Origin of the sequence: Shewanella sp. M-Br, assembly GCF_036245925.1 — a bacterium.
Classification (GTDB): domain Bacteria; phylum Pseudomonadota; class Gammaproteobacteria; order Enterobacterales; family Shewanellaceae; genus Shewanella; species Shewanella oncorhynchi.
In genome coordinates, this window is sequence record NZ_BJBV01000010.1 from 145,211 (window position 1) to 170,170 (window position 24,960).

The following is a 24,960-nucleotide window of genomic DNA, read 5'->3' on the forward strand; positions in this document are numbered from 1 at the left end:
GATCCAGAAAGTGCATTTTCTCGCAGATAAAATCAACGAAATATGTCTTCATTTGTGGCATTAAATTTGCTTATTAGCCGATAAGTTCAATTTTTTGTCACTGGGATAGCACTATGTTTAAACTCAAGCTGGATTCAGTTAAGTTTTTTAGCCCGAAGAAAATGATGTTTAGAGTCATGCTGTGGCTTATGGTGAGTTGTTCTGTCTTACTTCTTATTCCCCCTAATGTGCTGGCAGTGCTGGCGCTCGATAAATTTGTACCAGAACATGCACAGTTTGTTGGATTAGGTCTAATCGTTTCTATCGCTTATTTTTTGAGTCAATTAATTAACTTAGGCTTAGATGAGTCTATCCGTCATTTAAGTGATAAGCGTGTTATTGAGACGATTGAAGCTAAAGTGAATCTACTTGATCCCGCCGAGCGAGCTTTAGTGAGGGAATTCTTTCTTCAAGGCGCCACGATTTTGACTCTGCCGCAAAATGAACCCGCTGTAAAAAGTTTAGTGAATGCCTGCATCTTAGAAAAGCTCGGTAACGAGCGCCATTATGCGATTCAGGGACCGACCGCTGACTATAAGATTGCCATGAAAGCGCGTATGTACCTCAACCGTGATGTGCTGCGTTTGCCAGCCGGTGAGCCGAGCCAAGAAGAAATGCAGTCGTTGATTAAGGCGCGTCCGCAATTTTTGAATGGATTAGTACAAAACAGAAAACACGCAGCATAGGCGTGTTCTACCTCACTCGGATGAGTGCTAGCTATGTTTTAGTTAGCATTTTTAACATGCGAGACAACAAAAAATGGGGGTGATAAGACCCCCTAGATTTTGCATTTATACAAGAAACATGAAGAACAACTGGAGCAAAAACTATGGTTTCGGTGCCGACTTCACAATGAACATCCAAGTGATATAAGACACTATCCCTATTGTGCTAAAGATAACGATCATTGAAAGTAAGCCTATGGGGTTACCAAACATTAGATCTAACCAAAATGCCATGACTGAAATCCTCTTTCCTGTGAAGTCCTCGCTAAATTAGCGGTATTCGATAGCTAAAATACTGATCTCGATCAATAAAAAATCGACATAGGAATACAAAGTCATAACGCTTAGTTAACTCTGTGATCTTGGTCAAATTTAAAGGTATGCTTAACAGCGACGAGTTCAAATAATTTAGCTTTGTTTCTTCTTCCGTTAGCGTCTAGGATTAACCTATTCAACTCGATCGATATTCAGTTAACGCGCTATTCCATTTATTCGTTCTTGTTTTTATATGAAGGCGCGATATCAGTTTTTTAAAGGAGTAAAAAATGGATTCTAAAAAAAGTCACAAGGATTCAATGGGATATAATTCTATCTTTGCGCCACTATTGTTGCTGATTTATCCCCTCTATTGTTTGGTGAGCACAGGGCACTTTGTTGCCATTTTGTGTTTAAGCGCGCTCGCCGCCATTTTAATGTTCAACATCAATAAATTAATTCGTAATTTGAGACAACTTGAGCGTGCAGCACACCACTTAGGCGAGGGAGATTTGAGTTATCAATTGGAAGAGAAAGATGCGGGTGTGTTCATTAAGGTAGTACATAACATTAATCGCATGGGTGAGGATGTCAGCCGTACGATTTTGTCTTTATCTGATACCTGTGAAGGGATGAAAAAAGTCGCCTCGGATATCAAGGTTATCAGTGAACAGGCAAAGCAAGGCGTGTTAGAGCAAGAGCATCAAACTGAACTGGCCGCCAGTGCGATGACGCAGATGGTTTCAAGCGTACAAGCCGTATCGCAAAATGCGGTGAGTGCTGCGCAGGCAGCTGATATTGCCCAAAGTTCTGCTAAGCGCGGCGATCAAATCATGAATGGCATAGTCACTAAAATTGGCGCTATGTCGCAACAGATCCATGATACTCGAACCGTGATCGAGCATTTGGCCGCCGATAGCAACAATATCAGTAGCATTATTGAAACCATTTCGCAGGTGGCCGAACAGACTAATTTACTCGCTTTAAATGCTGCCATTGAAAGTGCGAGAGCGGGTGAACATGGTCGCGGTTTTGCTGTAGTCGCCGATGAAGTGCGTAATCTCGCTAAACGAACATCCGAAGCCACGGTTGAGATCCAGCAGCAAATCGCCGCATTACAAAAAGGCGCACAACATGGTGTTGAAGTCATGTTGAAAAACGTGGCGATTGCCGACGAAACGGCTGATATGGTTGATCAAGCTCACAGTGCACTCGGGCAGATTGTCGCTCAGGTGGAGACCATTACCGATATGTCCCACCAAATCGCCACGGCATCGGGACAACAACATACAGTAGCAGAGGAAATTAATAAAAATATCAGTGTGATGGCTGAGCTAGCCCTCAGTAATGCCTCCCACACCAACAACACTAACTTATCGAGTTTGAAAGTGTATAACATGTCGCAGGAAATCGGCTCCTTGCTACATCGATTCCATGTGAATGCGGCATTTTTTAATTCGAGTCAGGCACAAAATAAACTCTTTGTGAAATGGGGGCCTGAGTTAGACATAGGGATGCCAGAGATCAATCGTCAACATCAGCGCTTAGTCTCATTGATCAATGAATTACACCGCACATTAAATGAAGAGTATGGACTCGAAGCCATCAAACGTATCGTGCAAGGGTTAGTGGATTACACCGCGAATCACTTTGCCTATGAAGAGGAACTCTTTGCGCGTTTTGGTTACCCTCAAACTGACAGCCACAAGGAAAAACACGGCAAGTTAGTTGGGCAAGTACTTGATTTTCAAAAGCGGGTTGTTAGAGGTGAAGATGTTGCCGACGAATTAATGGCTTTCTTGAAAGCTTGGTTGGTAAACCATATTCAAAAAAGTGATAAAGAATATACCGTTTTTTTATTATCCCATGGCGCAGAATAACCCCAAGAGCATGATTTTTGAGCGGTTAAATGCAATTTGTATTAAAGTCGCGGCAAAAGACTTGCCATTGTCATAAGCAAAGGTATAATTCCCAGCACTTAGAGACAGCCAGTTGTTTTGATTGCTTCTAAGTGCATATTTGATATGCCAGTGTGGTGAAATCGGTAGACACAGGGGATTCAAAATCCCCCGCCCTTAAAAGCGTGCCAGTTCGAGTCTGGCCACTGGTACCAAATCCTTCAGATGAAGGAACTAAAACCGACCTAGAGTCGGTTTTTTTGTGCCTGAAATTTGGTTTTCGCTCGGTGCTCTAGGTTGAGCTAGTGGGATTCGGCGATATCCATTTGTGTCATAGTCACACCTTTGATTTGCGCATAAATCGCTTTGCCATGAGTGAGTTGCAGTTCGTCGCAGGCCCAAGGGGTGATGTTGGCCCAAAGTTCATCGCGGCCTAGGGCGATTTTTAATTGGATTTGCTCGCCGTTATCGCTGGGGTATAACTCTTTAATTTCTCCTTTTAGCAGGTTACGGATACTTGAGCCTTTGGGGAGCTCAGTGCAAACCGAGACATGATTTGCCTGAATACGCACTTTGAGTTTCTTTGCCGTTTCAGCCAAATAGCCACTTACCCATAAATAGTTTCCATCATCCATCACGAGTCGCGTCATGGGGTAGTCGGGATGTCTGTCGGCGACCTTTGCACTGAGGAGTGAGCTGAGTTCCTGCAATGGCACCCAAGGCCGCATTTGCTCGCTATTCCACACTTCACTTAAGGCGCCTTGAGCAATCAATTTTCCCTGATGCAGCACTAGCATATAATCCGCCAGTTGTAAGATCTCATCTAGGCTGTGGCTCACATACACTATCGGCAGTTTTAGTTCCTGCGATAAGGTTTGCAAGTAGGGCAGTAACTCGCGTTTACGGGGTAAATCGAGTGATGCCAGCGGCTCATCCATTAGCAGCATGTCAGGTGATGTCAGCAGGGCACGGCCAATTGCAACCCGTTGTTTTTCACCGCCCGATAGCGTGCTGGGATAACGACTGAGGAGTTTTTCAATCCCTAGTAGTTGCACAATTCTATCGAATAACACTGGGTTAGCTTTACGCATACCATAGTTGAGATTGCCCTTCACGCTATAGTGCGGGAACAGTCGTGCTTCTTGAAATACATAGCCAATTTGGCGCTTCTCTGGGGGAAGGTTCACTTTGCCTTGTTGATAAAGCAGTTTGTCACCGAGGCGGATTTCACCGCTATCTGGGGTCGAAAGCCCGCCGAGCAGGTTCACTAGCGAGGTTTTACCCGCACCCGAGCGGCCAAAAACGGCTGTCACGCCTTGCAATGGCAATTGGGTATCGACTTTCAGTTGCAACTGTCCGAGCCGTTTTTCAATATTGATCCTTAGCATACGCTTGCTGTCCTCTGCAGGGCTTTTTTACTCAGCCATTGGGAGGCGAGTAAAGACGCGAGCGCGATAACGATCGAGATAATGCACAGACGCATGGCCTGATATTCTGCCCCAGGGGTTTCAATAAAAGAGTACATAGCGAGCGGAATTGTACGAGTTTCACCGGGAATATTAGAAACGAAGGTAATGGTCGAACCAAATTCCCCTAGGCTGCGAGCAAAGGCGATAATTATGCCTGACACTATCCCTGGAGAGGTGAGCGGCAGTGTGATGGTGAGAAATACCCGCCATCGACTGCTACCTAAAGTGCGTGCGGCCTGCTCGAGTCGAATATCAACAGTTTCAAAGGATTGGCGTATGGCTCTGACCATCAGCGGGAATGACACTATCGCCGCCGCGAGGGCCGCACCGCGCCAACTAAAGCTAAAACTGATGCCAAACCAATTAAATAACCACTGGCCGATAAAACCTTGGCGGCCCATGCTGATCAGCAAGAGGTAACCCACTACCACGGGCGGTAACACCAGTGGTAGATGGAGCACACTGTCAAATATAGCCTTGCCAGGAAACTCGACCCTTGCCAGCAACCAAGCGCACAAAATACCCAAGGGTAAACTGGCGATAACGGCAACGGATGACACCTTTATACTGAGTAGCAGTGCGGCAATTTCATAGTCGCTTAAAAGAGAGCCACTTAGCATAGAGCCGCTTAAAAATGAGCCGCTTAACAAAGAACCACTCAGCACCCTAATTCACTCCAAAGCCATATTTCTCAAACACATTTTTTGCGCTTGGGCCCTGCAGATACTCATTGAACGCTTTGGCGCTTGCGGTCGATTCTTGTTTGACTAAGGCGACAGGGTATTCAATTGGGCTGTAACTCGTTTCTGGGAAGGTGCCAACGATTTTGATCTTTTGAGCGACTTTCGCATCGGTTGAATACACTATGCCAAGCGGCGCTTCACCCTGTTCAACCAAAGCGAGGGCGGCACGGACATTGTTAGCACGGGCGAGTAAGGGCTCAGCGGCTTGCCACTGCTTGAGGTTTTCGAGGGCTTGCTTGGCATATTGTCCAGCGGGTACATGATCTGGATCGCCAACAGCCATACGACTGCCTTTTAATGCGGTTTTAATATCCCAATCGCCATTGAGCACGACTTCTGTGATGGGACTATTTTTCTCGGCAATCAAGACTAAGGTATTTTTTAACAAGGTTTTTCGGCTGTTAACATCGACCGCTTTAGCATCGACCAGATAATCCATCCACTTTTGATTCGCCGAGACAAACAGATCGGCGGGCGCACCATTGGCCACTTGTTTTGCCAGTGTTGAAGAAGAGGCGAAGGAGAATATCACCTTAGTATTGTGTTCTTTTTCATATTGCTGGCCGATTTCGTTAAGTGCATTGGTGAGCGATGCCGCTGCAAAAACAGTCACTTGCTCATTGTCTGCCGCAAAAATTGGGCTAGATGTCAGTACCATTGTGAATAACGAAGCCGTGGTAAAACGCAGTAATTGCTTAAGGTAAATGGATTTCATTGTGTTCCTCCGTGATAAAAAGTGATCGTTATATACCAATCTATATATCGATCATTCAAGTCCTAAGCAATCAATTAGTGATCTGTGTGCGGTTTCTTGCTGATTAATGGCATTAATCCGCTGAAATATCTCGGCAATCTTATTGGTATCCTCAAGACGATGAAGGACAATAGGACTCAAGTCAGACTTGGGTGCTGGATAAACGATGGATTTACATGCATTACTTACGCTTTCCCTCGGGGATAAGCCCTTCGCCAATCCTAGGCGGATAAGCCTGCTTGAGCAGGTTGCCAACACAGGCTCGATCAGCCAAGGCGCCAAGCTTGCGGGGATCAGTTATAAAGCGGCGTGGGACGCGATCAATGAGATGAACACCGCCATGCCCGAACCCGTAGTGTGTAGCGAAAAGGGCGGCAAAGGCGGTGGCGGCGCTAAACTCACCGAATTTGGCGAACGGTTGCTTAAGGTGTATTCCATCACCTCCCAAGTACAAGAAATGGCTTTGGCTGCCTTGCTCGATGAGTCCGTCGATATGCACAGTTTATTGGATGTGATGGCGCATTTCTCTCTCAACACCAGCGCCCGCAATCAGTTAACGGGGCGTATCAATAGCATTGATTCATTTGGATTAAATGACAAAATCAGCGTGACCTTAGCGGGCGGACAACAGATTCAGATTTCAGTGACCCATTCGAGCCGCGAACGCTTGCAGTTAGCCCTGGATAAATCTGTGTTGTTACTGTTTAAAGCCCCCGCTGTACTGGCGACGACTCATGCCTGTGAAGTTGATGGGCAAAATTGCCTAAGCGGTCGTTTGCTGAGCGTGACTGAACTTGGCGATAAGGCCGAATTAGCCATAGATATTGATGGCAAAGACATCATCTATTCAGTGATGCCACTCACCCAAATGCAGAGTTTGGCTGTCGGCGAATCATGTTTCGCCTGTTTTGATGCCACGCAGGTGATCCTCGCCAGCATGAATTAGTCGAATTGAATAATTAATTCGATTAATCATTGGGTTATTCACTGGGGATGGCCAGTGACTTGGCGTTATTGTTTTCGCAATGGGTTGGTGGGAAATCTAATGGTTTCTTTTATTTACGAACTTGATTTGTATTTTTCATTCTTTTAGAGAAGATCAACGTCGTGGGGCTTCACCTTACGACGTTGATTTTTCTTGAAAAAGAATCAAATGAAGTCTGTATCTAGATTCGTTTGAATGGCTGAACTACCACAAGTGGCACAGTCATAGAATGTAGACACCAACAATTTACCACCTAACGATTTGGTATCGTACTAAATCGGCATGGCAGTCTAAGCACCACTCAATCGTGCTTTCCTTGTCAATTTCTACACAGATATTTGCAAATCTTTACCTGTTAACGACACTTCCTTCGTCTACTGTCTTTGGCTAACTCTATATACTGTTGGAACAATTTCAGTTCCTTAGCAAGATGAATGCTTGCTGTCTTTAGCATTGATGGACACGACAATACCGATGAAAAAATCCTCAAAGCGTAAATTGCTGCTCGCGTTAAGCGGCTTAATACTCCTGAGTGGCGGTGCTTATTTTATGTGGCATAAGCCTGAAATGGCACCTACCTATGTAACTGAAGCTGTGCGCCGTGGCGATATCGAAAACTCAGTACTTGCCAATGGCATGTTGCAGGCATCCAAACTGGTGAGTGTAGGTGCGCAGGTATCGGGGCAAATCTTAAGTTTGCCGCTGGCACTGGGTGATGAAGTAAAGAAAGGCGATTTGATTGCTCAGATTGATAGCCTAGCGCAGCAGAATAATTTGAAGGATGCCCTCGCATCACTCAAGAGTATCAATGCTCAGTTCCGTGCTAAACAGGCGCAGATCCGCCAAGCCAAGTTGGAATTTAGCCGCCAGCAGCAAATGCTTGCCGATAAGGCCAGTTCCCGCGCCGATTATGAAGTGGCCGATGCTAATCTAACGGTTTATCAAGCCGAGCTTGAGCAATTAGAAGCGCAAAAACAACAGGCTGAGATTAACGTCGACAGTGCCAGAATCGATTTAGGTTATACCAAAATTACCGCGCCGATGGATGGCACTGTGGTGTATTCCGCGGTGGAAGTGGGGCAAACCGTTAACGCCAATCAAACGACACCGACCATAGTTGAAATGGCGCAGCTGGATACCATGACAGTTAAAGCGCAGATTTCTGAAGCGGATGTTGTCAATGTCCATCCGGGTCAAGCCGTGTATTTCACGGTTCTTGGAAAACCGAATCATCCCTACCGTGGCGTTTTGAGGGCGATTGAGCCTGGGCCGATTTCGATGGATGGCGACGATAGCAATATGAGCTCTAGCGACTCAGACGCCATTTATTACCATGGTCTGTTTGATGTAGAAAACCCTGACCGCACCTTGCGTATCGGCATGACGGCGCAGGTGTCTATAGTGTTAGCTAAGGCCGATGATGCGCTATTAGTGCCTGCGCAGATATTGCGTATAAAGCCGAGGGAGAAATCCGCGGTGCCAGAGGCTAAGTCTGTCGAGCGTAAAGCCCGCAGCGGCCCGCAATATCAAGTGCCTGTGTTAGTTGATAACCAAGTGCAATATGTGGATGTCACTGTGGGGATTAACAACAAAATCAATGCTGAAATCACCGCGGGTTTGAAGGAAGGCGATCAGGTTGTGCTTGGCATGCCGTCTTCCGATGATGGCAGCAGTAAATTACGTCGCCCACCTAGCGTGAGGTTTTAACAGTGACAACGGCATTACTTGAAATTTCAGGTTGTTATCGCACTTTTCAGGCGGGTGAGCAGCAACTCACTGTGCTGAAAGATGTGAACTTGTCGATTGGCCGTGGCGAGATGGTGGCGATAGTAGGTGCTTCTGGCTCGGGTAAATCGACCCTAATGAACATTCTTGGTTGTTTAGATAAGCCGTCAAAGGGCGCGTATTTTATCAACGGCCAAGATACCTCGACTATGGACGTTGATGAGTTAGCGCAGCTGCGCCGCGAGCACTTTGGTTTTATCTTTCAGCGTTATCATTTACTGGGTGATTTGACCGCCATAGGCAACGTCGAAGTGCCTGCTGTGTATGCGGGTAAAGAACGCACGGTTCGTAAAGACAGGGCCGAGCATTTGTTAACGCGTTTAGGCCTTGGCGACAGGTTTGACCATAAACCCAATCAGCTCAGTGGCGGACAGCAGCAGCGGGTCAGTGTGGCGCGCGCTTTGATGAATGGCGGTGATGTGATCCTTGCCGATGAGCCGACTGGTGCATTGGATAGTCACAGCGGCGAAGAAATGATGCAGTTGTTGCAGGAGCTTCACAGCGACGGTCATACCATCATTATCGTGACCCACGATATGCATGTGGCCCAATATGCCGACCGCATTATCGAAATCAAAGACGGCGTGATCATCAGCGATGAGCGCAGTCAGGATAAACAAACGGCTAAGCCACAAAGCTCGACGTCACAAACTTCGACGTCGCAAAGCTCAACATTACAAAATACGGCGTCACAAAAGCCTAACGGTGCAGTGGCAGCAAAAGATGGCTCGCGTGCGCGGGTGGCTTCGTGGGACAGATATGTCGAAGCGCTTAAAATGGCGCTGGTGGCAATGTCGACCCACAGGTTACGTACTTTCTTGACTATGCTCGGGATTATTATCGGTATCGCCTCTGTGGTTTCTGTGGTGGCCTTAGGTGAAGGCTCGCAGCAGGCCATTCTCAAAAGTATCAGTTCGATGGGAACTAACACGATTGATATTCGCCCTGGTTCAGGTTTTGGCGATAGACGCTCGGCGCGGGTGCGCACCTTAACCGCAACGGACGCCAATGCCCTTAAAAATCTGCCCTATGTTGATAGCGTGACACCAAGCATTGGTTCTACTGCAACGGTTCGTTTTGGTAATAAAGCGGTATCGGCATCGGTGAATGGTGTGGGGCCTGAGTTTTTCCGTGTAAGAGGGTACGAGTTAGCGCAGGGCCAATTTTGGGATGATGCAAGTGTCGCATCGCTCGCCCAAGATGCGGTGATTGATGACAACACCCGTAAGGAGCTTTTTCCTAACAGCGCTGCCGACAATAACTCGGCAATAGGGCAAGTGATTTTCCTTGGAGATTTACCCGTACGTATCATAGGTGTGACTCAACCTAAAGAAAGTGCTTTTGGTAACAGCGATGCGCTTAATGTGTGGGTGCCTTACACCACAGTTTCTGGCCGTATGGTGGGTAAAAATTATTTGGATGGTATTACCGTTCGACTCGATGAAACTGTGCCGAGTAACGCGGCGGAGCAGGGCATTATCGCGCTGCTTAAGATGCGCCACGGCACGCAAGATTTCTTCACCATTAATACCGATACCATTAGGCAGAACATTGAAAAAACCACGGCAACCATGACCTTACTGATCTCGGCTATCGCGGTGATTTCCCTTGTCGTTGGCGGAATTGGGGTGATGAATATTATGTTAGTGTCTGTGACTGAGCGAACCCGTGAAATCGGTGTTCGTATGGCCGTGGGTGCGCGCCAGAACGATATTTTGCGCCAGTTCCTTATCGAAGCCATTTTAGTGTGTTTGTGTGGTGGCACCTTAGGCATCGCCTTGTCCTACTTAATTGGCGTGGTGTTTGCTCAAACGGGGGGCAGTTTCCAAATGATTTATTCCACCACCTCCATCGTTGCTGCCTTTGCCTGCTCGACCTTAATTGGTGTGCTATTTGGTTTCTTACCCGCCCGCAATGCGGCGCAGTTAGATCCCGTTGATGCACTAGCCAGAGAATAATAACACCATGAATACTAAACTATTTAATCAACCATTTTCGCCTCGTAGCTGCGCTATTGCTGTTTGTACGGCTTTGGGACCAGCTCTGTGCATAGCCCTGTTGAGTGGTTGTGGCAGTGTTATGCGTTCAGACTTTGAACCGCCCGCACTGGCTATTCCCGAACAGTGGCAAAACACCACAGTGAATGAGCAAGTGAGAGTTGATCCTTGGTGGCAGCAGTTTCATCAGCCCGAGCTCGATAAGCTGGTCAGCCAAGTATTGAGCACTAACAATGACTTAACCCTAGCGACCTTAACGCTGCGTAAAGCACGCTTGCAGGCAGGGCTAACGCGGGATGATCTATACCCACAGTTATCGGCAAACCTTGACGCTTCCCGTAATCAGCCATTTGAGGGTGGCGATGCGACTAAGAGTTATCAAGCGAAATTGTCCGTGAGTTATGAGGTGGACTTGTGGGGCAAAGTGTCGGCCAATATCGACCAAGCTCAATGGGCTGCGCTGGCGAGCGCCGAAGATAGAGAAAGTACCACCCAAAGCCTAGTGGCGACCACCGCATCCTTGTATTGGCAGATAGGTTATTTAAATCAACGGATTGATTTAAGCCAAAAGAGTATCGAGTACAGTCAGCAAACGCTGGCATTAACCCAAAGGCAGTATGATTCTGGGGCCGTGACGCAAGTGAATGTGCTTGAAGCTCAGCGCAGTATGGCGGGACAAGAGGCTGCCCATAGCCAGCTTATTCAGCAATTAACTGTGGCTAAAAATGCCCTCGTGATATTACTGAATCAGGCACCTGCAGCTGTTCCTGCGCAGAGTTTAGCCTCAGGGGGAACTTGGGTTGAGATTAAGCAACTCCCCGACGTAGCAGTGCCGGACGTTAGCGTGGGTGTACCCGCAGATTTATTAGTGAGACGCCCAGATGTGAAGGCCTCCTTGTATCAACTGCGCTCCGCCTTGGCGAGTAAAGATGCGACCTATGCGAGTTATTTTCCAAGCCTGAGTTTAACCGGCGGTGTTGGGGAGTCGACCTCTGAGTTAAAAGAGTTGTTACGTAATCCCGTTGGCAGTTTAGGCGCGGGGCTAGTCTTGCCCTTTTTGCAGTGGAATCAAATGCAAATCAATAATGACATTGCCGATATCGATTATCAAACTGCAGTGGTGAATTATCGCAAGACGCTTTATTCCGCCTTTGAAGATGTCGATAACGCGATTTCGGCTAAGCAGCAATATCGCTATCAAGGGGAGAAATTGGCGCAGCAATTCAGTGCAGCGGCGGCCGTTGAAGCCATTTATGAGAGCCAGTACCGCAATGGCGCTATCGGTATTCAGAATTGGATTGATGCCCAAGAGAATCGTCGCAGCGCCGAGGCGGCTTTACTCGAGAATCGCTATAACCAACTCACCGCCCAAGCGACGCTTTATCAAGCCCTTGGCGGCAGCGATATTGCCCCGCCTTTGGCAAAGGAATAGCGCATTTTTGTAAAAGCATCACAGCGCGACAGAAAAATAAAAAACCGCTATTAATAGCGGTTTTTTGTTGGGCAAGTGCAAGTGTAGGCACTCGTGCTAGTGCCTTTGCGCTGCGTTTAGCCGTTAAGCCACATTAGCTGCGTAATATTTGCAGCGGCAGACTGAGCATATCATCGCCGGTTCCGGCTAAGTGCCAGATGATGCCGACTAAGGCGCCAACCGTGAGCAAATACCAAATAACCGAGAAGATTTGCCCGTATCTGTCTAATGGCAGCAAATGGCTTTGATGGCGAGTTCGCCACTCGAAGATGATTTCTAAGCTGCCGATCAACAACAAGAAGCCCAATAGCGCTAAGCCTAAGGTGTAGCTGATATACACTCCGAAAGCGGCACCGGCGGCGCAGGCGACCAGCCCCATGATGCTGTTCATCGAAAAACTAATGCTCTTTAAAATATGGCCGCCATCGAGTGGCAAAATAGGCAATAAATTAAATAGGTTAAGCAGCGCATTAAAGGCGGCAAGGCCAGCAAAAAACACATTGCCCGTTGCGTGGTAAGCAATCAAGGAAGCGATGGACATCAAGAGCCCAAAGGTCGGTCCCATGATAGAAATCACCACATCTTGCCAACGTGTATTAATTTTCTCATCGGAGAGCGCGAGTCCGCCCATAAAGGGAATAAGGTAAATCCCTTTGGTTTTCATCCCAAAATATTTCATTGCGCGAATATGGCCATATTCGTGGAATACCAAACAGGCGATAAGTGCGAGGGCGAATTGGAAGGAGAATAGCCAAGAGTAAGCGGCAACACTGGCGCCCGCTAACACTACCTTTATGACTTTAGCGCTTTTTAACAGCTTAAAGCCGAGGGAGGCGAGTCCTATCATGCTGATTTTTTGCTGCTTAACGATGGGCGTTTCTGGTGTTTGGCGTTCGATATCTTTCTCTGTCCGTCGCCCTTGGTCGATAATCTTGTCATCCATCAGCAAGCAGTAATCGAGGCGGAAAGGCTGCCAAACGAGATCGGTTTCGAGGCGAACTTGGATTTTAGCTTCTGTCATGGCGATGGCTTGCTCACCACTTTCTGTTACCAATGGGCTGCTGTGGTGGGTGAGCTCAAAGACATGGACTTTGAGGCCGCCATTATCGACGGAAGCTTCTTTTTGTGAGACTAAGGTGTTGTCCCAGTAGAGTTGTTGCCAGCCCGCGAGCGAGCCTTCTAAGCGCAGTTGTTTGCCTAAGCAGTCAATCTTAAGTAGTTCCAATTTCGGTTCCATCTGTTTGTATATTTAGTGCCAACTTAAACGTCATCCCTTGAGTCGACGCAGAAAACGGTTATTTTGGAGTGCATCTTAAGCGCTTTACCGTTTGGCTTAGCGCTGTTACACCGCGGCAAATTATGCCTGTGAATTGATTATGAGGATATTAGCTTTTAAGGTCATATTGTTTTTTATTGATTAACTGAGTCATTGATAGCCATTTATTATGGCTTATCATGTGTTTGCTGTTTATTCATCGAGGGTACGAACAATTTCGATTCCTTGGGCAATTGTCGTGAAAGCCAGTTTAGCAACACAACATTGTCCTAGTGCTTGGGCATGATTTTGAACCCATTTGATAAATTCATTGAGTGGTAAATCCTGCTTTTGGCGCAGTAATCGAGGTAATTCGCCAACAGGATCTTCATGGATTTTTTGTGGACAGGCACTGATAAGGTATCGCTGCCCTTTGGAGTCTAATAATTGATCGGTTTCGATGAAGTGATGCTGATAGAGACAGGCCAGTTCGAGCCAATCTCTTTGATGTTCTAGGTAAAGTAATTCGTCATTTTGAGTCAGTTTTACAATCGCTGGCCATTCAATACTAGACATCTTAACGCTAGTCATTTCAGATCCTTAGGAAGTTTAAAATGGGCTCTGAGGTATTCTCTGAGATCAATCGGCGGCAGTAGACAAGGATTAGGATTTTGCAAGAAGGTGACTTGGCATACTGCTGCGTGCGTTTATCTGTGAGCAGTATGCCACGCTTGGAGAAGATAGATAGAGGCCAGAACGAGTTCAGAGGTTTGGCTGCCGAGCGAAAGCCGCCTCAGCACTGGCGTTAAGAACCCTAGTGAACCTTATGTGCTCGGTGCAGCTTTGGCCTTGGCGTTATAGTCAAAGTTAATCTCTTGATTAACATTGGCAATACAACAAGTGCCGTGTTCACGTGCCGTACGGTGATTTGCTGGACCTATATGCAGCTCAACGTTAAGGAATACGTGTTTAAGCACTTCGATGCGGTATTTTTCGTAGTAGCCTTCGACTTCTTGTTTAAAGGTATCGAATTCAAGCTCTTCACGGGTACGTTCGTCCATGATGCGATTCTTCTCATCAAGCATCATCTTTATTTGCTCAATCATAACCGCGTCCGCTTGCCATTCTGACTTGGGGGGCAGTTTATTGAGGCGAGCCTCGATATCTAAACTGGCGACGACCATAGCTTTAACGCTCTCATCGAGTAACTTGAGATCTTGCTTGAGTTCAGCCTGTCCCATTGCGCAGTAAACGTCAGTTTTAGTCCCTGCCGTTGCACCTATGACAACCGCCGTGATGCCTTTTTCAGCGTGTGCGATTCCGCCAACCAGATCACCACGACGACCGCTAGGATCGCTGACCGTTAAACTGCCAGCGGTTTTGGTATTACTGTGCAGCAACTGTTTAGTGACTAAGATATTTCCTTTGGCAACTAATTGAGAATATTGCACAAATTGGGCGCTGATCTGCCCTTGAGAATAGATATTGGTAGAGTATTCATTGGCTTTAATCTGGCGGCCAATGATGCCTTTACTCACAGTGACATCGCCTTCCGCTTCAAGGGTGGCGGAGTCTACAAACCCCATCACGGTAATATCGCCTGAGCTTTTAACTATCATGCCCTCGTGGACATCACCTGTGATTAAAATACTGCCCTTGAAGGTGACATGGCCTGTACTGATGTCGACATCTTTAAGTTGCAGTACATCATCGACATTCATACCTGTACGGGTTTCGACGGGTTGCCCCGGCACTGTGGCGATCAGCTTATTGGGATCTCTGGGATGAAAAGCTGTGCCTGTACCTGCTTGAAGCACTGCATCCTTACCTGGTTTTTGTTTAAGAACTTCGCCCTTGATGTTGTAGCCCGGAGTGCCTTCGGTGGCTAAATGTTTAACCATTAAGAGATCATTGGCTTTAACAACGATCATTGCGCCTAAATTGCGCATATCGACACTGCCATCTTCGCGCTCTTGTGGCTGAAGCAAGCGCTCCCGCGCAAGGAATACTTTGCGTTCTAATACCGCATTGAGTCCATTAACAGGGGCTTTGCCTTGGGCTATTTCACTTTGGCAGATTTCCCCTGGCTTGAGTGTGCTGAGTTGCTTTAGTAGAGCTTGAATTTTAAGTTTGCTGAGCCCCATGCAGACGTTGTTTTTTTTGAGATGAGTGAGGATCTCTGGCAAATCTATCTGTTTACCACCCCATGCTGCGGTAAGTTTAAGACTGGCTTGCATTTTATCGGGACTAATCTCGATAGCTATGCTGCCATCGCGACGTTCGGCCAAAGTAGTATAGAGCTCAAATTTTCCATCGTCTTGATTACAAAGAGAGTTGATTTTAGTGACGGTTTTAGTAATGGCTGGCTCTAGCGGAAACAGGGCGGCGAATTCAGGTAAAGACAACAGGCGCATTATGTCTTCATGGGTGACTGGACCATGGACATTCGGGATCAGGCGCAATTCAGCTTTTGTCTTATCGCTGTTTAGCTCTATGAGTTCAGGGTCCAGCATAGGGGCATTCCTAGTAATTGCGTTTTATTCTTGTTAAGAAGCTGTTTTGAGTATAACAGTAGAAACTTAGGGTAAAGAAGCCTTTTTGGCTGCAAAATCAGCAAATGTTGTCATTTTGTTGTTAATGGTCTATGAGTGAATTTTAAAATAGTTTTTTATAAAAAATTGAGTCTTATAATCAGTGTTATCTCTGGTTTTATAACAAAAATTACTGAATAAACCACAACTTATATTGATTTTAGGTTTAATCATTATTTTGATGTTTTAAATCGAATCCCTATGTTAGGGACGGCTGTTGAGTGACTATAAGTGGGGGATTGTCAGAATTGCGGGCATGCGGCAGATCACAATATTGAATTTTGTAACAAAATAAAAGGGAGGTTTTATCTTAAAACAAACAGGGATTGGGATAAGAGTGAGTGGCTGGGTTGCCAATAACGCGCTTCTGCGAAAGCATCTGCGCGTTATTAATCAAACAGCTATTTGTGCTGGAAGTAATACAATTTGTACTTATTGTTGTCGGCAACCACTTTCAATTGGCCAAATTCGGCGGCGATAATATCGGAATAGGGCAGGTGGCGATTGGCGACTATTTGCCAAATACCATTATGTTGTAATTGCTTAGCACTATCGGTGACAAAGTTCTGCGCTATGCTGGTGGTGCTGGCGAGGCCATCATGAAACGGCGGATTAGAGATAATGCCGTTAAATTTTCCTGTGGTTTGCCTGAGCCCATCGGATGGATACACTTTTGCTGTCATGCCATTGGCCGCCAGGGTGAGTTCACAAGAAGCTAACGCCATGGCATTAATATCAACACATTCTAGGGATAGGCTCGGTTGTGCTTTTAGTAGAGCGGCGGTGATCACGCCAGCGCCGCAACCAAAATCGAGCACTCGACCCGAGAGTGTTGGTAGGTGTGACAATAATAATTCAGTGCCGAGATCTAACCGTTTTTCGCTAAATACCCCGACTAAATTACAGATACTGATCTCGCCTTGCGGCGTTGTGAGTTGATACTGACTGACCCAGTCGCTAAGTTTCATTGCCGGGGCGCTGCCCTCTAAATGGCTACCAAACAGTAGGCAGTGGCGGGCATTATCGAGCTTCATCCCCGTCGCAAAATACTCAGGCAAGAGTTTAACTAAAGACTTAATGCCGCCTTTGTTTTCCCCAACCACTAACAGTTGGCCGTTAGGCACAAGATGGCTGGCGGCGAGGTTAAACAGATAGGGTGCGAGGGGTTTAGCTTTGGGGAAATAAACGATAACCGTATCGTACTTTTCTGGTTTAATTGGGTCTTGATGTGGCAGTTCGTGGCCGAAGTAGCAACGCAGTTTTGAATTCGCGTGCGGCGCTAAGTGTAAATAATGGTGATAATCCAAGGCGAGGGCATCGACCGAGGCCGCGACATCGAGCAGGGCTTTTGGCAGTAGATCGGCTTCATGATTGAGCACTAACACCTTATGTTGGCTTAGGCTGTCTTGATTACGAATAATGACTTGCGATGGATTAGTTAACACAGTTACAGGCACCTATAAACTTAAGTGTGGGCATTATACCCGTTATTCACGCCCGAGCCAGTTTGCATCGAATCACTGCGCTAAGACCTAATAAAATCCCTAATAAAAGACCCAATAAAAAAGGCAACTGCATTATGCGGTTGCCTTATGTGATTGCCTTTAATGAAAGGAATCGATTAACGCTTAGCTCTTAGGTTTCTTCGGTTTTGGCAATAAGCTGAAAATCTTATTGGCGATATCAGTATTGTCTTGATGGCCGTTAAACAGCTCAGATGCGGGACCTGCGGCAAACACTTGTACGTCTGTGCCTGTGTGACCGTCGGTTGTCCAACCTGTATCAGTTCGCTTATCAATAACATGGCGAATTGCAACCGCGATGGTTTCTAATCCCTGCATTCTGGCGACCGTTAATTTTGCGATTTCTTCTTCGTTGAGCTCAAAACCTAAACCGCGGGCGAGATCGGCCTGCCATTGTTCACCGCTGATGGCGGCCAAGGCTAATGTGTCGGTACTGGCTGAAATGTTGCGTAGGATTTCAGGGTTCCAGTTGTACTTTCCATCGACGCCAATCGATAGGCCGCCGGTGTTATGGTCGGCGGTGATCACCATCAGGGTATCAGGATGTTCACGCACGAATTGCTCAACCACTTCAATGGCATTGGAGAATTCATCCATTTCACCCATGGCTGTAGCTATGTCGTTATTGTGACCCGCCCAGTCGATGAGGCTTCCTTCGACTAACAGTACAAAACCTTGGTCATTCTGCGACAGTAAACTGAGCGCTTTTTGGGTTAAAGTGCTGAGTTTTTTCGCATCTTTTTCATCAATTGCCCAAGGTAATTGGACTTCGGCAAACAGTCCCAGCACTTTAGGTTGGGTGATGCTGGCGAGATCTTCAAAACGAGTAATATGTTGATAACCCTTGGCTTTAAATTGTGCTAATAGTTCAGGGGTAAAGTATTTTTGACCACCGCCTAAGAATACATCGGCGTTGGTTTCTAGATAGCTGAGTGCTAAAGCGTCGTAGTTTTTACGGCTCTCGTTGTGGGCTAAAAAGGCTGCAGGCGTGGCGTGGTTTATCTGGGATGTGACAGCCACACCTGTGCTAAGGCCAAGGGATTTGGCTTTTTCGAGTATGGTCGGCAGCGGTTGCTTTTGGGTATCGACCGAAATCGCCCCATTGTAAGATTTAACGCCAGTGGCGAGCGCTGTTGCTGCCGCGGCTGAGTCGGTAACATAACCACTGACACTGGCGGGATAAGTGCTCGCCATACCTACAAGTAAACGGTCGAATACGGTTTGTTCGACTTCCTCTGTGTCAGGATTATCTTTGTAGTAACGGTAAGCGCTAGTGTAAGACGGTCCCATACCATCACCTATCATGATGACAATATTTTTGGGACGCGACGGTGCTTTCGTTGGACCTGTTTCTATGTTGGCCCAAGTCGGAGTCGATAGTAATAAACCTATGCCGAGTAACAAGAATGGCGCTTTGGTGAAACTCATATCACATCCCTAGAAAGTGGCTAGGCGCTTGTGATGTCAAAGCGCCTTAAATCAACAAACTCGTTGGTAAATTTTTATGCTTTGGTGTTAATGCGTGCTTCAATAGCATCCATTAACATGCCGGTGATGTCGACATCAAATGCTGCTTGGATCTCACGGATACAAGTTGGACTGGTTACGTTGATCTCAGTCAGCTTGTCACCAATGACATCGAGGCCGACAAAAATCAGTCCACGTTTTTTAAGTTCTGGACCAATGGCGCGGGCAATTGCCCAATCGCTGTCGGATAAAGGTTGAGCCACACCGCTTCCGCCTGCCGCTAAGTTACCACGGGTTTCGCCTTTCATTGGGATACGCGCCAAGGCGTAGGGCACAGGCTCACCATCGACCACTAAAATGCGTTTATCGCCTTTGGTTATCTCAGGGATAAAGGCTTGCGCCATGGCATATTGTTGGCCATAGCTGGTCAAGGTTTCTATGATGACCCCAAGGTTTGGGTCGTCCTGCTTCACGCGGAAAATCGAGGTGCCGCCCATACCATCAAGTGGCTTAAGAATAATATCGCCCTTCGCTTGGTGGAAAGCGCGGATACGTTTGGCATCACGGGTCACGATCGTTTCTGGGGTGAATTCGCTAAACCATGCGGTAAACAGTTTCTCGTTAGCATCACGTAAGCTTTGTGGCTTGTTAACGATCAACACGCCTTGTTCTTCGGCGCGTTCAAGCATGTAAGTTGCGTAGATAAATTCAGTATCGAATGGCGGGTCCTTACGCATTAAGATCACGTCCAGTTCGCTCATCGGCGTGTCTGTAGCTTCGCCGAGTTCAAACCATTTGCTCGCATCATTGAAAACAGTTAACGGACGCATATTGGCCATAGCCACACCGTTGACCATGGCAAGATCGGCCATTTCCATATAAAACAGCTGATAACCTCTTTCCTGCGCGGCCATTAACATGGCAAAACTGGAGTCTTTCTTAATGTTGATCTCACTGATGGGGTCCATCACTATGCCGAGTTTTATCATTAATCTGTTCCTTATTTGTCGCCGTTTGCAGGCAAAAAAGCATTTATTGGATAATGGGGTGCCATACCACCGCTGTGTGCGGTTGTGGACGGTCTAGCCTAAATCACCAAATCTGAGTTGCAGTGCAGTAATGGCGGTGAGCGAGGCGGTTTCGGTGCGTAGCACTCTGGGGCCAAGCAACACATCGGTAAACTGATAGGTTTCTGTCATGGCGATTTCTTCCGCCGACAAACCGCCTTCTGGGCCAATTAATAGTCGCACGCGGGTATGGGCTAAATCTAAGCCATTGATACCGTGTGCGGCACGTGGATGCAAATTGAGTTTAAGCGCCGAGGTCGGCTCACTGCACCAATCGTGCAAGTCCATCGCTGGGCGAACCATGGGCACTTGGCTGCGTCCCGATTGCTCACAGGCGCTCACGACGATCTTCTGCCATTGCTGAATTTTTTTCTCTAGGCGTTCACCGTTGAGTTTCACACCGCAGCGATCTGAAAACAGCGGCGTAATCGTATTCACGCCAAGCTCGACTGATTTTTGAATGGTGAACTCCATTCTATCGCCACGGGAAATCACTTGGCCTAAGTGCAAGTTGAGTGGCGACTCAGATAAATTGGCCTCACAGGAGAGCAGTTTTACTGTGACATGCTTCTTACCTGCATCGACAATTTCAGCAAGATAATCATTGCCATCGCCATTAAATAGACTGATATGTTCGCCGTTGCCCATGCGTAGCACCTTGCCGATATGGGCCGTGCCATCTTCGTCTAAGTTCAACTGTTGATTGATGGCTAATGGCTGAGGTTGATAAATTCTTGGGACTCTCATTGTCGACCTTATTCGGCTAATTGTTGACGCTGTGGTGGCGCATTACAGGCATTCTGTACAAAGGGGTTATGGTTACCTTGGGTTTGCGCTATGGCGTTATCACGTTTGCACTCAATAGTATCAACTGGATAGGTTTTATCCCATGCCTTAAACAATTTTAATTGGCTAGAGGCGATTTTAAGACCATAGGTCTGCTGCATATAGAGGTAGGTTCTGGCTATCTTACCGCGGGTATTCGCGGGAGGTTGTGCTTGACGATTCTTAAAGTCGACTACCATAGCACATTGGCCATATTGGTCGGCCTTACCGTTCCATTGGCTAAACCGGAAGTTGCTGCGATCGCCATTGACCTCACCAATTGCGGGTACCAAATTATGCATGTCCGATTCCATCTTATTAAATTCATTACTGTTATCGGCACAGTTTTTACGGCCGCCCTTTTGCCAGCATTGGAGTTGATGGCCAAATTCCCAGGCGGGGACTATGTGTTCCCACTCGATACGGTTGGCGCGGGTTTCCTGTTTACGGACTTGATAACCACAGCTGGCGAGATCGGGTTTCCACGATTTGCCTTTGATCTGAATTTCACAGCCACAGTAAAAGCTGACTGCGGGCAGAGTACCTTGGCGACTGCCTGCGTAGAGCGCCTGTGACTTGGTTTTCGCTTGGCTGAAACTGCTGGGATGTGACACTGAGGCACTTGCGGGCACAGATAAGGTCGCCGCCCAAGTGATTAGGCACAACAAAAGTCGCCGTGAATTAACGGTTAAAGAAGCTATGTTCAAAATTTATCCCAAAATAACAAACACTACGCGAGCCTTTGGCTCATCTTTTATGGCGTGATGGTAAGGGAAATATCGCTGTTTATGCAAATTGAGTCGTACTTTTTACTCACGTAATTCCCAAATGCTGAAATTCCAATTTTGGAGTGGTTGTGAGGATTGTGCGCGAAGAGTGCTTAGATTGCCGTTAAATGGGTCTTACAGCGTTTACAGATATAACGACTTTCACCACGCAACACTTTGTTATGGCGGCGAATACTCAGTCGAATCGGTCCACAGGCGCAGCGATACTCAACATCGCGACTCGTAACTGAAGTGGTATTAAAGCTATGTGTGGTACTCGGATTGACCTTAAATACCGTTAACATCAAAGATTGCCATTCTTTACCGTGGGGCTTGGTTTTGCCAAAAAGCTGAAAACACAGCAAATGACAAATTTCGTGGGGGACGACCTCAGTCAGAAATGCCTCGCTGTTTTCGCGTAGCAATACAGGATTGAATCGCAAGCGATTCTGTTGCAGATGAGCCGTACCCGCACTCTTACCCCTTAGACTAAATTGAGTGACTGGGCGTGGAAAAGTGCGCTTAAGCGATATCTCGGCCTCTTGATAACAGGCTTCAATTCGCTCTAGTACTTGAATTTGTAGTGACGAGAGTGGGCGTGATGAACCAGTGAAAATATGTGCCTGAGTCGGATTGGGTGCTGGTGGACTCATTATCCCCTGCGACTTATCTTGGCTTTGGCCCAAGACTGCGTACGTCGATTTTGTCAGCGGGGCAAGTGCTTCACTGCTGCGACGGCGTAAGGCATTGAGTAAGTCAGCGGGTTTCAGCATAGGGTTAGCGTTGGATCTCGTCGGTTAAAGATAAAATTGAGTGCTTAACACTCATTTGGTTATAGAAGCATCAGCTATGAAGCCAATCCTAAGTATGGCGCTTGGCTTCTGCATTCGAACGCTTGTTCTTGCAATCCGCTCTTATACTCAGCCTTCCAAATCAGCCCTTAAAATAAGAGTCAGGCCAAGCGTTCGCATCATAGCGAACGCTATCTGACAATGCCAGTTTCAGCCAGTGTGGCTTGGCTATAAACTCGCTGCCGCCTGCATCACCATAGTGCGTACTTGTTCGACTATGACTTGCTCAGTATCGGCGTCATAGCCTTTGACTCTTGGTGTGTGAATGTGGCCGACCTTGGCATGGCTATTAAACTTTTGCTGTAAGACTATGGCGCGATAGGAGATTTCATTAGAGAGATAACCGCCGCCAGAGCCTTCGACTGAGGTTTCGTTTTGCAGTTCGTTTAATGACGTCGCGTTAAATTCACCGCGGGCAAGGGTAGTGACAGTATGGTTATCATTGACTTTCCATTGACCATCTTTGACTTGCATCGCCGAAACAGGCAGTGAAAATTCCACAAATTCGGGGCCGATAAAATCTTTACCATTAAGCTTTGGGGCAACGGGTGCGGTTTTAGTGCCGCCAGTGAGTACGTTTTGGTTATCGGGCGCCGCTGCGCTGCGATTTCGTCCAGGGAAACGTTCGATATCAAAATCAGTTCGGCCCATGCTAACGGTGAATACAAATTGGGTTTTGGGATCGCGATAAATCGGGCTCAATAGCGACTCGATAAGTCCTTGATCAAAATCTGCAAAACGTACTGGCACCATAGCGGTTTCTATTTGCGCCGTTTTACCATTAATATCAAAGCGAAAACCATCCAAGGCGAGGGCAACTAGGCCGGAAGGATTACTCTGGGTGATATCTTTGTCGAGGAAGAAAGGATCGAAACCCGTGAGGAATATTTTGATTTGGACATCATCACCATATTGAATATCGCTAAAACCCCGTGAGGCCTTTTCAACCGCACTCATTAATATGTCTTGTTGCCAATCGGCCATTTTAAAGTTGGCGCTGGTGGTTTTTAGACTATTAAGCATGGCAAGGCGAGCCCAGTATAAAGGTCGGTCGTCAAAATGCCCTGACTGTACATCGCGGACAGCTTGTTGCCACAATCTGTGTCCTTGGCGCGCCGCTAATTGGGTGGCGTCAACTTCGTTTTTCTTTGAGCTCAGTTGAGCCAGACCATCGTCAAGTGCTTGATAGCGAGTGACTACGTCGCCTATGGTTTTTTCGGCTGCTGGTAGGCGGGAAACTTCAACGTCACCAAATAACTGCACGGCACTGGCTGTAGTCATTAAGCTGGTGGTGAGGATGAGTGTTAACACTGGCTTCAACATGTTTGGCTTCCCTGTAGTGATTAGACGTTATTCATTGGAAATAATGATTATTTTTTCGTGCGGATAGTCTCTTATGCCAAAAAGTATGCACTACAAGCTGAGGGTAATAAAGTTAAGCTCAGTGATCTTTGTCATCTTATGCCAATATCTTCTATCACAAATCATATGGCGCTGGCATTAACCCATCTGCAACAGTGCAATAGGGTCTAGTTTGCCTCTTTTTTGCCACAATTGGTCAGCAGTTTGCTAGGGCTTGCCAAAACCCTAAGTGATAGCCTTAATCACTTTTTTAGTTCATTGGATTGTGTGTTTTTCTACAAGGAGACTTTATGCGTTTGTTCACCATATCAGCTGTGCTGGTGATGTCGTCTATTTTAGTGTCGTCAAGCTTAGTGGCGCCGACTTTTGCATCTACTACAGCTAAGGAGTGGCAAGAAACCCGCAGTTGGGATGCTAGTTTTACTCAGCATCAAACTAAAGGCGTAGTGGTGTTATGGAATGAAAACAAGCAACAGGGATTCACTAATAATCTTAAACGTGCCAATCAAGGTTTTTTACCTGCATCGACGTTTAAAATTCCTAACAGTTTGATCGCGCTAGAGCTTGGCGTGGTAAAGGATGAACATCAAGTCTTTAAGTGGGATGGTAAAAGTCGAGATATCGCCACTTGGAATCGTGATCATAACTTTATTACTGCAATGAAGTATTCGGTTGTGCCTGTCTATCAAGAGTTTGCTCGCCAAATTGGTGAGGCGCGTATGTCGAAGATGATCGCCTCGTTTGATTATGGTAATGAGGATATTTCGGGAAATTTGGATAGCTTTTGGTTAGATGGTGGCATACGAATTTCGGCTACGGAGCAAATCGATTTCCTACGTAAGCTTTATCACAACAAGATACACGCTTCTGAGCGCAGTTTACGTATTGTTAAGCAAGCTATGCTGACTGAAGCGAATTCTGACTATATTATCCGTGCGAAAACCGGTTATGCAGTCAGAGCAGAACCAAGCATTGGCTGGTGGGTAGGTTGGGTTGAACTCGATGATAATGTATGGTTTTTTGCGATGAATATAGATATTCCCGACGCCGCAGGTTTACCATTGCGTCAAGCCATTACTAAGGAAATCTTAAAACGGGAACACGTTATTCCTTAGCCCATGCTAGGTCGCG

The 24,960-nt window shown here is 46.8% G+C and carries 21 protein-coding genes and 1 tRNA gene; 8 read left to right on the plus strand and 14 right to left on the minus strand.

The window, feature by feature from the left end; translation table 11 throughout:
- Positions 1-113: 113 nt before the first annotated feature.
- On the plus strand, positions 114-725 hold the full coding sequence (locus tag AAA952_RS10690; protein ID WP_105251480.1) for a superinfection exclusion B family protein: 612 nt from the start codon (positions 114-116) through the stop codon (positions 723-725).
- A gap of 141 nt (positions 726-866) precedes the next feature.
- On the opposite strand, the gene AAA952_RS10695 is transcribed toward AAA952_RS10690, so the two are convergent.
- Entirely contained in the window at positions 867-998 is a 132-nt protein-coding gene (locus tag AAA952_RS10695; RefSeq protein WP_105251481.1) for a DUF3149 domain-containing protein, read from the minus strand.
- Between the two features lie 311 nt (positions 999-1,309).
- On the opposite strand from AAA952_RS10695, the gene AAA952_RS10700 reads away from it, so the two are divergent.
- Positions 1,310-2,899 (plus strand): bacteriohemerythrin, encoded by a 1,590-nt coding sequence (locus AAA952_RS10700; RefSeq protein WP_338256881.1) that lies wholly within the window; start codon positions 1,310-1,312, stop codon positions 2,897-2,899.
- A gap of 146 nt (positions 2,900-3,045) precedes the next feature.
- Positions 3,046-3,132, plus strand: a tRNA-Leu gene (locus AAA952_RS10705).
- 87 nt (positions 3,133-3,219) lie between these two features.
- Here the strand turns inward: AAA952_RS10705 and modC are convergent.
- From modC to modA, 3 genes are read right to left on the minus strand one after another with little or no spacing between them, the layout of a single operon-like run.
- On the minus strand, positions 3,220-4,305 hold the full coding sequence (gene modC, locus AAA952_RS10710; protein ID WP_113941538.1) for a molybdenum ABC transporter ATP-binding protein ModC: 1,086 nt from the start codon (positions 4,303-4,305) through the stop codon (positions 3,220-3,222).
- Complete coding sequence (modB, locus tag AAA952_RS10715; protein ID WP_373317015.1) at positions 4,299-5,006, minus strand: molybdate ABC transporter permease subunit; 708 nt, start codon at positions 5,004-5,006, stop codon at positions 4,299-4,301. Before modB ends, modC begins: the two co-directional genes overlap by 7 nt.
- A gap of 46 nt (positions 5,007-5,052) precedes the next feature.
- A complete protein-coding gene (gene modA, locus AAA952_RS10720) occupies positions 5,053-5,844 on the minus strand; it encodes a molybdate ABC transporter substrate-binding protein (protein WP_338256886.1) in 792 nt (263 codons plus the stop codon).
- Between the two features lie 205 nt (positions 5,845-6,049).
- Here modA and AAA952_RS10725 point away from each other — a divergent pair, with 205 nt between their 5' ends.
- From AAA952_RS10725 to AAA952_RS10740, 4 genes are all read left to right on the plus strand, one after another.
- Positions 6,050-6,829: a TOBE domain-containing protein gene (locus AAA952_RS10725; RefSeq protein WP_198573545.1), complete on the plus strand. Its 780-nt coding sequence runs from the start codon at positions 6,050-6,052 to the stop codon at positions 6,827-6,829.
- Positions 6,830-7,342: 513 nt separating this feature from the next.
- Positions 7,343-8,575: an efflux RND transporter periplasmic adaptor subunit gene (locus AAA952_RS10730; protein WP_212601354.1), complete on the plus strand. Its 1,233-nt coding sequence runs from the start codon at positions 7,343-7,345 to the stop codon at positions 8,573-8,575.
- A 2-nt stretch (positions 8,576-8,577) separates the two neighbouring features.
- Positions 8,578-10,611 carry a MacB family efflux pump subunit gene (locus AAA952_RS10735; RefSeq protein ID WP_338256892.1) on the plus strand — a complete coding sequence of 678 codons (2,034 nt, stop codon included), beginning with the start codon at positions 8,578-8,580 and terminating at the stop codon, positions 10,609-10,611.
- 7 nt (positions 10,612-10,618) lie between these two features.
- Positions 10,619-12,082: an efflux transporter outer membrane subunit gene (locus AAA952_RS10740; RefSeq protein ID WP_263201791.1), complete on the plus strand. Its 1,464-nt coding sequence runs from the start codon at positions 10,619-10,621 to the stop codon at positions 12,080-12,082.
- 133 nt (positions 12,083-12,215) lie between these two features.
- Here AAA952_RS10740 and AAA952_RS10745 read toward each other — a convergent pair whose 3' ends face one another.
- The 10 genes from AAA952_RS10745 to AAA952_RS10790 form a co-directional block, all read right to left on the minus strand.
- The gene (locus AAA952_RS10745) at positions 12,216-13,358 is read right to left on the minus strand and encodes a site-2 protease family protein (protein WP_173913176.1); all 1,143 of its coding nucleotides are present in this window, start codon (positions 13,356-13,358) and stop codon (positions 12,216-12,218) included.
- A gap of 231 nt (positions 13,359-13,589) precedes the next feature.
- Positions 13,590-13,967: a DUF4144 family protein gene (locus tag AAA952_RS10750; protein ID WP_028759298.1), complete on the minus strand. Its 378-nt coding sequence runs from the start codon at positions 13,965-13,967 to the stop codon at positions 13,590-13,592.
- Positions 13,968-14,200: 233 nt separating this feature from the next.
- Positions 14,201-15,889 carry a DUF342 domain-containing protein gene (locus AAA952_RS10755; RefSeq protein ID WP_338256899.1) on the minus strand — a complete coding sequence of 563 codons (1,689 nt, stop codon included), beginning with the start codon at positions 15,887-15,889 and terminating at the stop codon, positions 14,201-14,203.
- Between the two features lie 479 nt (positions 15,890-16,368).
- A complete protein-coding gene (locus AAA952_RS10760) occupies positions 16,369-17,412 on the minus strand; it encodes a methyltransferase (RefSeq protein WP_338256902.1) in 1,044 nt (347 codons plus the stop codon).
- A 183-nt stretch (positions 17,413-17,595) separates the two neighbouring features.
- A complete protein-coding gene (locus AAA952_RS10765) occupies positions 17,596-18,918 on the minus strand; it encodes an alkaline phosphatase (RefSeq protein ID WP_028759459.1) in 1,323 nt (440 codons plus the stop codon).
- Between the two features lie 74 nt (positions 18,919-18,992).
- A complete protein-coding gene (gshB, locus tag AAA952_RS10770; protein WP_168826802.1) occupies positions 18,993-19,946 on the minus strand; it encodes a glutathione synthase in 954 nt (317 codons plus the stop codon).
- A gap of 93 nt (positions 19,947-20,039) precedes the next feature.
- Positions 20,040-20,771: a 16S rRNA (uracil(1498)-N(3))-methyltransferase gene (gene rsmE / locus AAA952_RS10775; RefSeq protein WP_263208292.1), complete on the minus strand. Its 732-nt coding sequence runs from the start codon at positions 20,769-20,771 to the stop codon at positions 20,040-20,042.
- Between the two features lie 8 nt (positions 20,772-20,779).
- Positions 20,780-21,556: an endonuclease EndA gene (gene endA, locus AAA952_RS10780; protein ID WP_173913177.1), complete on the minus strand. Its 777-nt coding sequence runs from the start codon at positions 21,554-21,556 to the stop codon at positions 20,780-20,782.
- Positions 21,557-21,729: 173 nt separating this feature from the next.
- Complete coding sequence (locus tag AAA952_RS10785) at positions 21,730-22,389, minus strand: SprT family zinc-dependent metalloprotease (RefSeq protein ID WP_338256907.1); 660 nt, start codon at positions 22,387-22,389, stop codon at positions 21,730-21,732.
- 246 nt (positions 22,390-22,635) lie between these two features.
- On the minus strand, positions 22,636-23,790 hold the full coding sequence (locus AAA952_RS10790; RefSeq protein ID WP_338256909.1) for a hypothetical protein: 1,155 nt from the start codon (positions 23,788-23,790) through the stop codon (positions 22,636-22,638).
- Between the two features lie 329 nt (positions 23,791-24,119).
- Here AAA952_RS10790 and blaOXA point away from each other — a divergent pair, with 329 nt between their 5' ends.
- A complete protein-coding gene (gene blaOXA / locus AAA952_RS10795; protein WP_338256911.1) occupies positions 24,120-24,944 on the plus strand; it encodes a class D beta-lactamase in 825 nt (274 codons plus the stop codon).
- Positions 24,945-24,960: the final 16 nt, after the last annotated feature.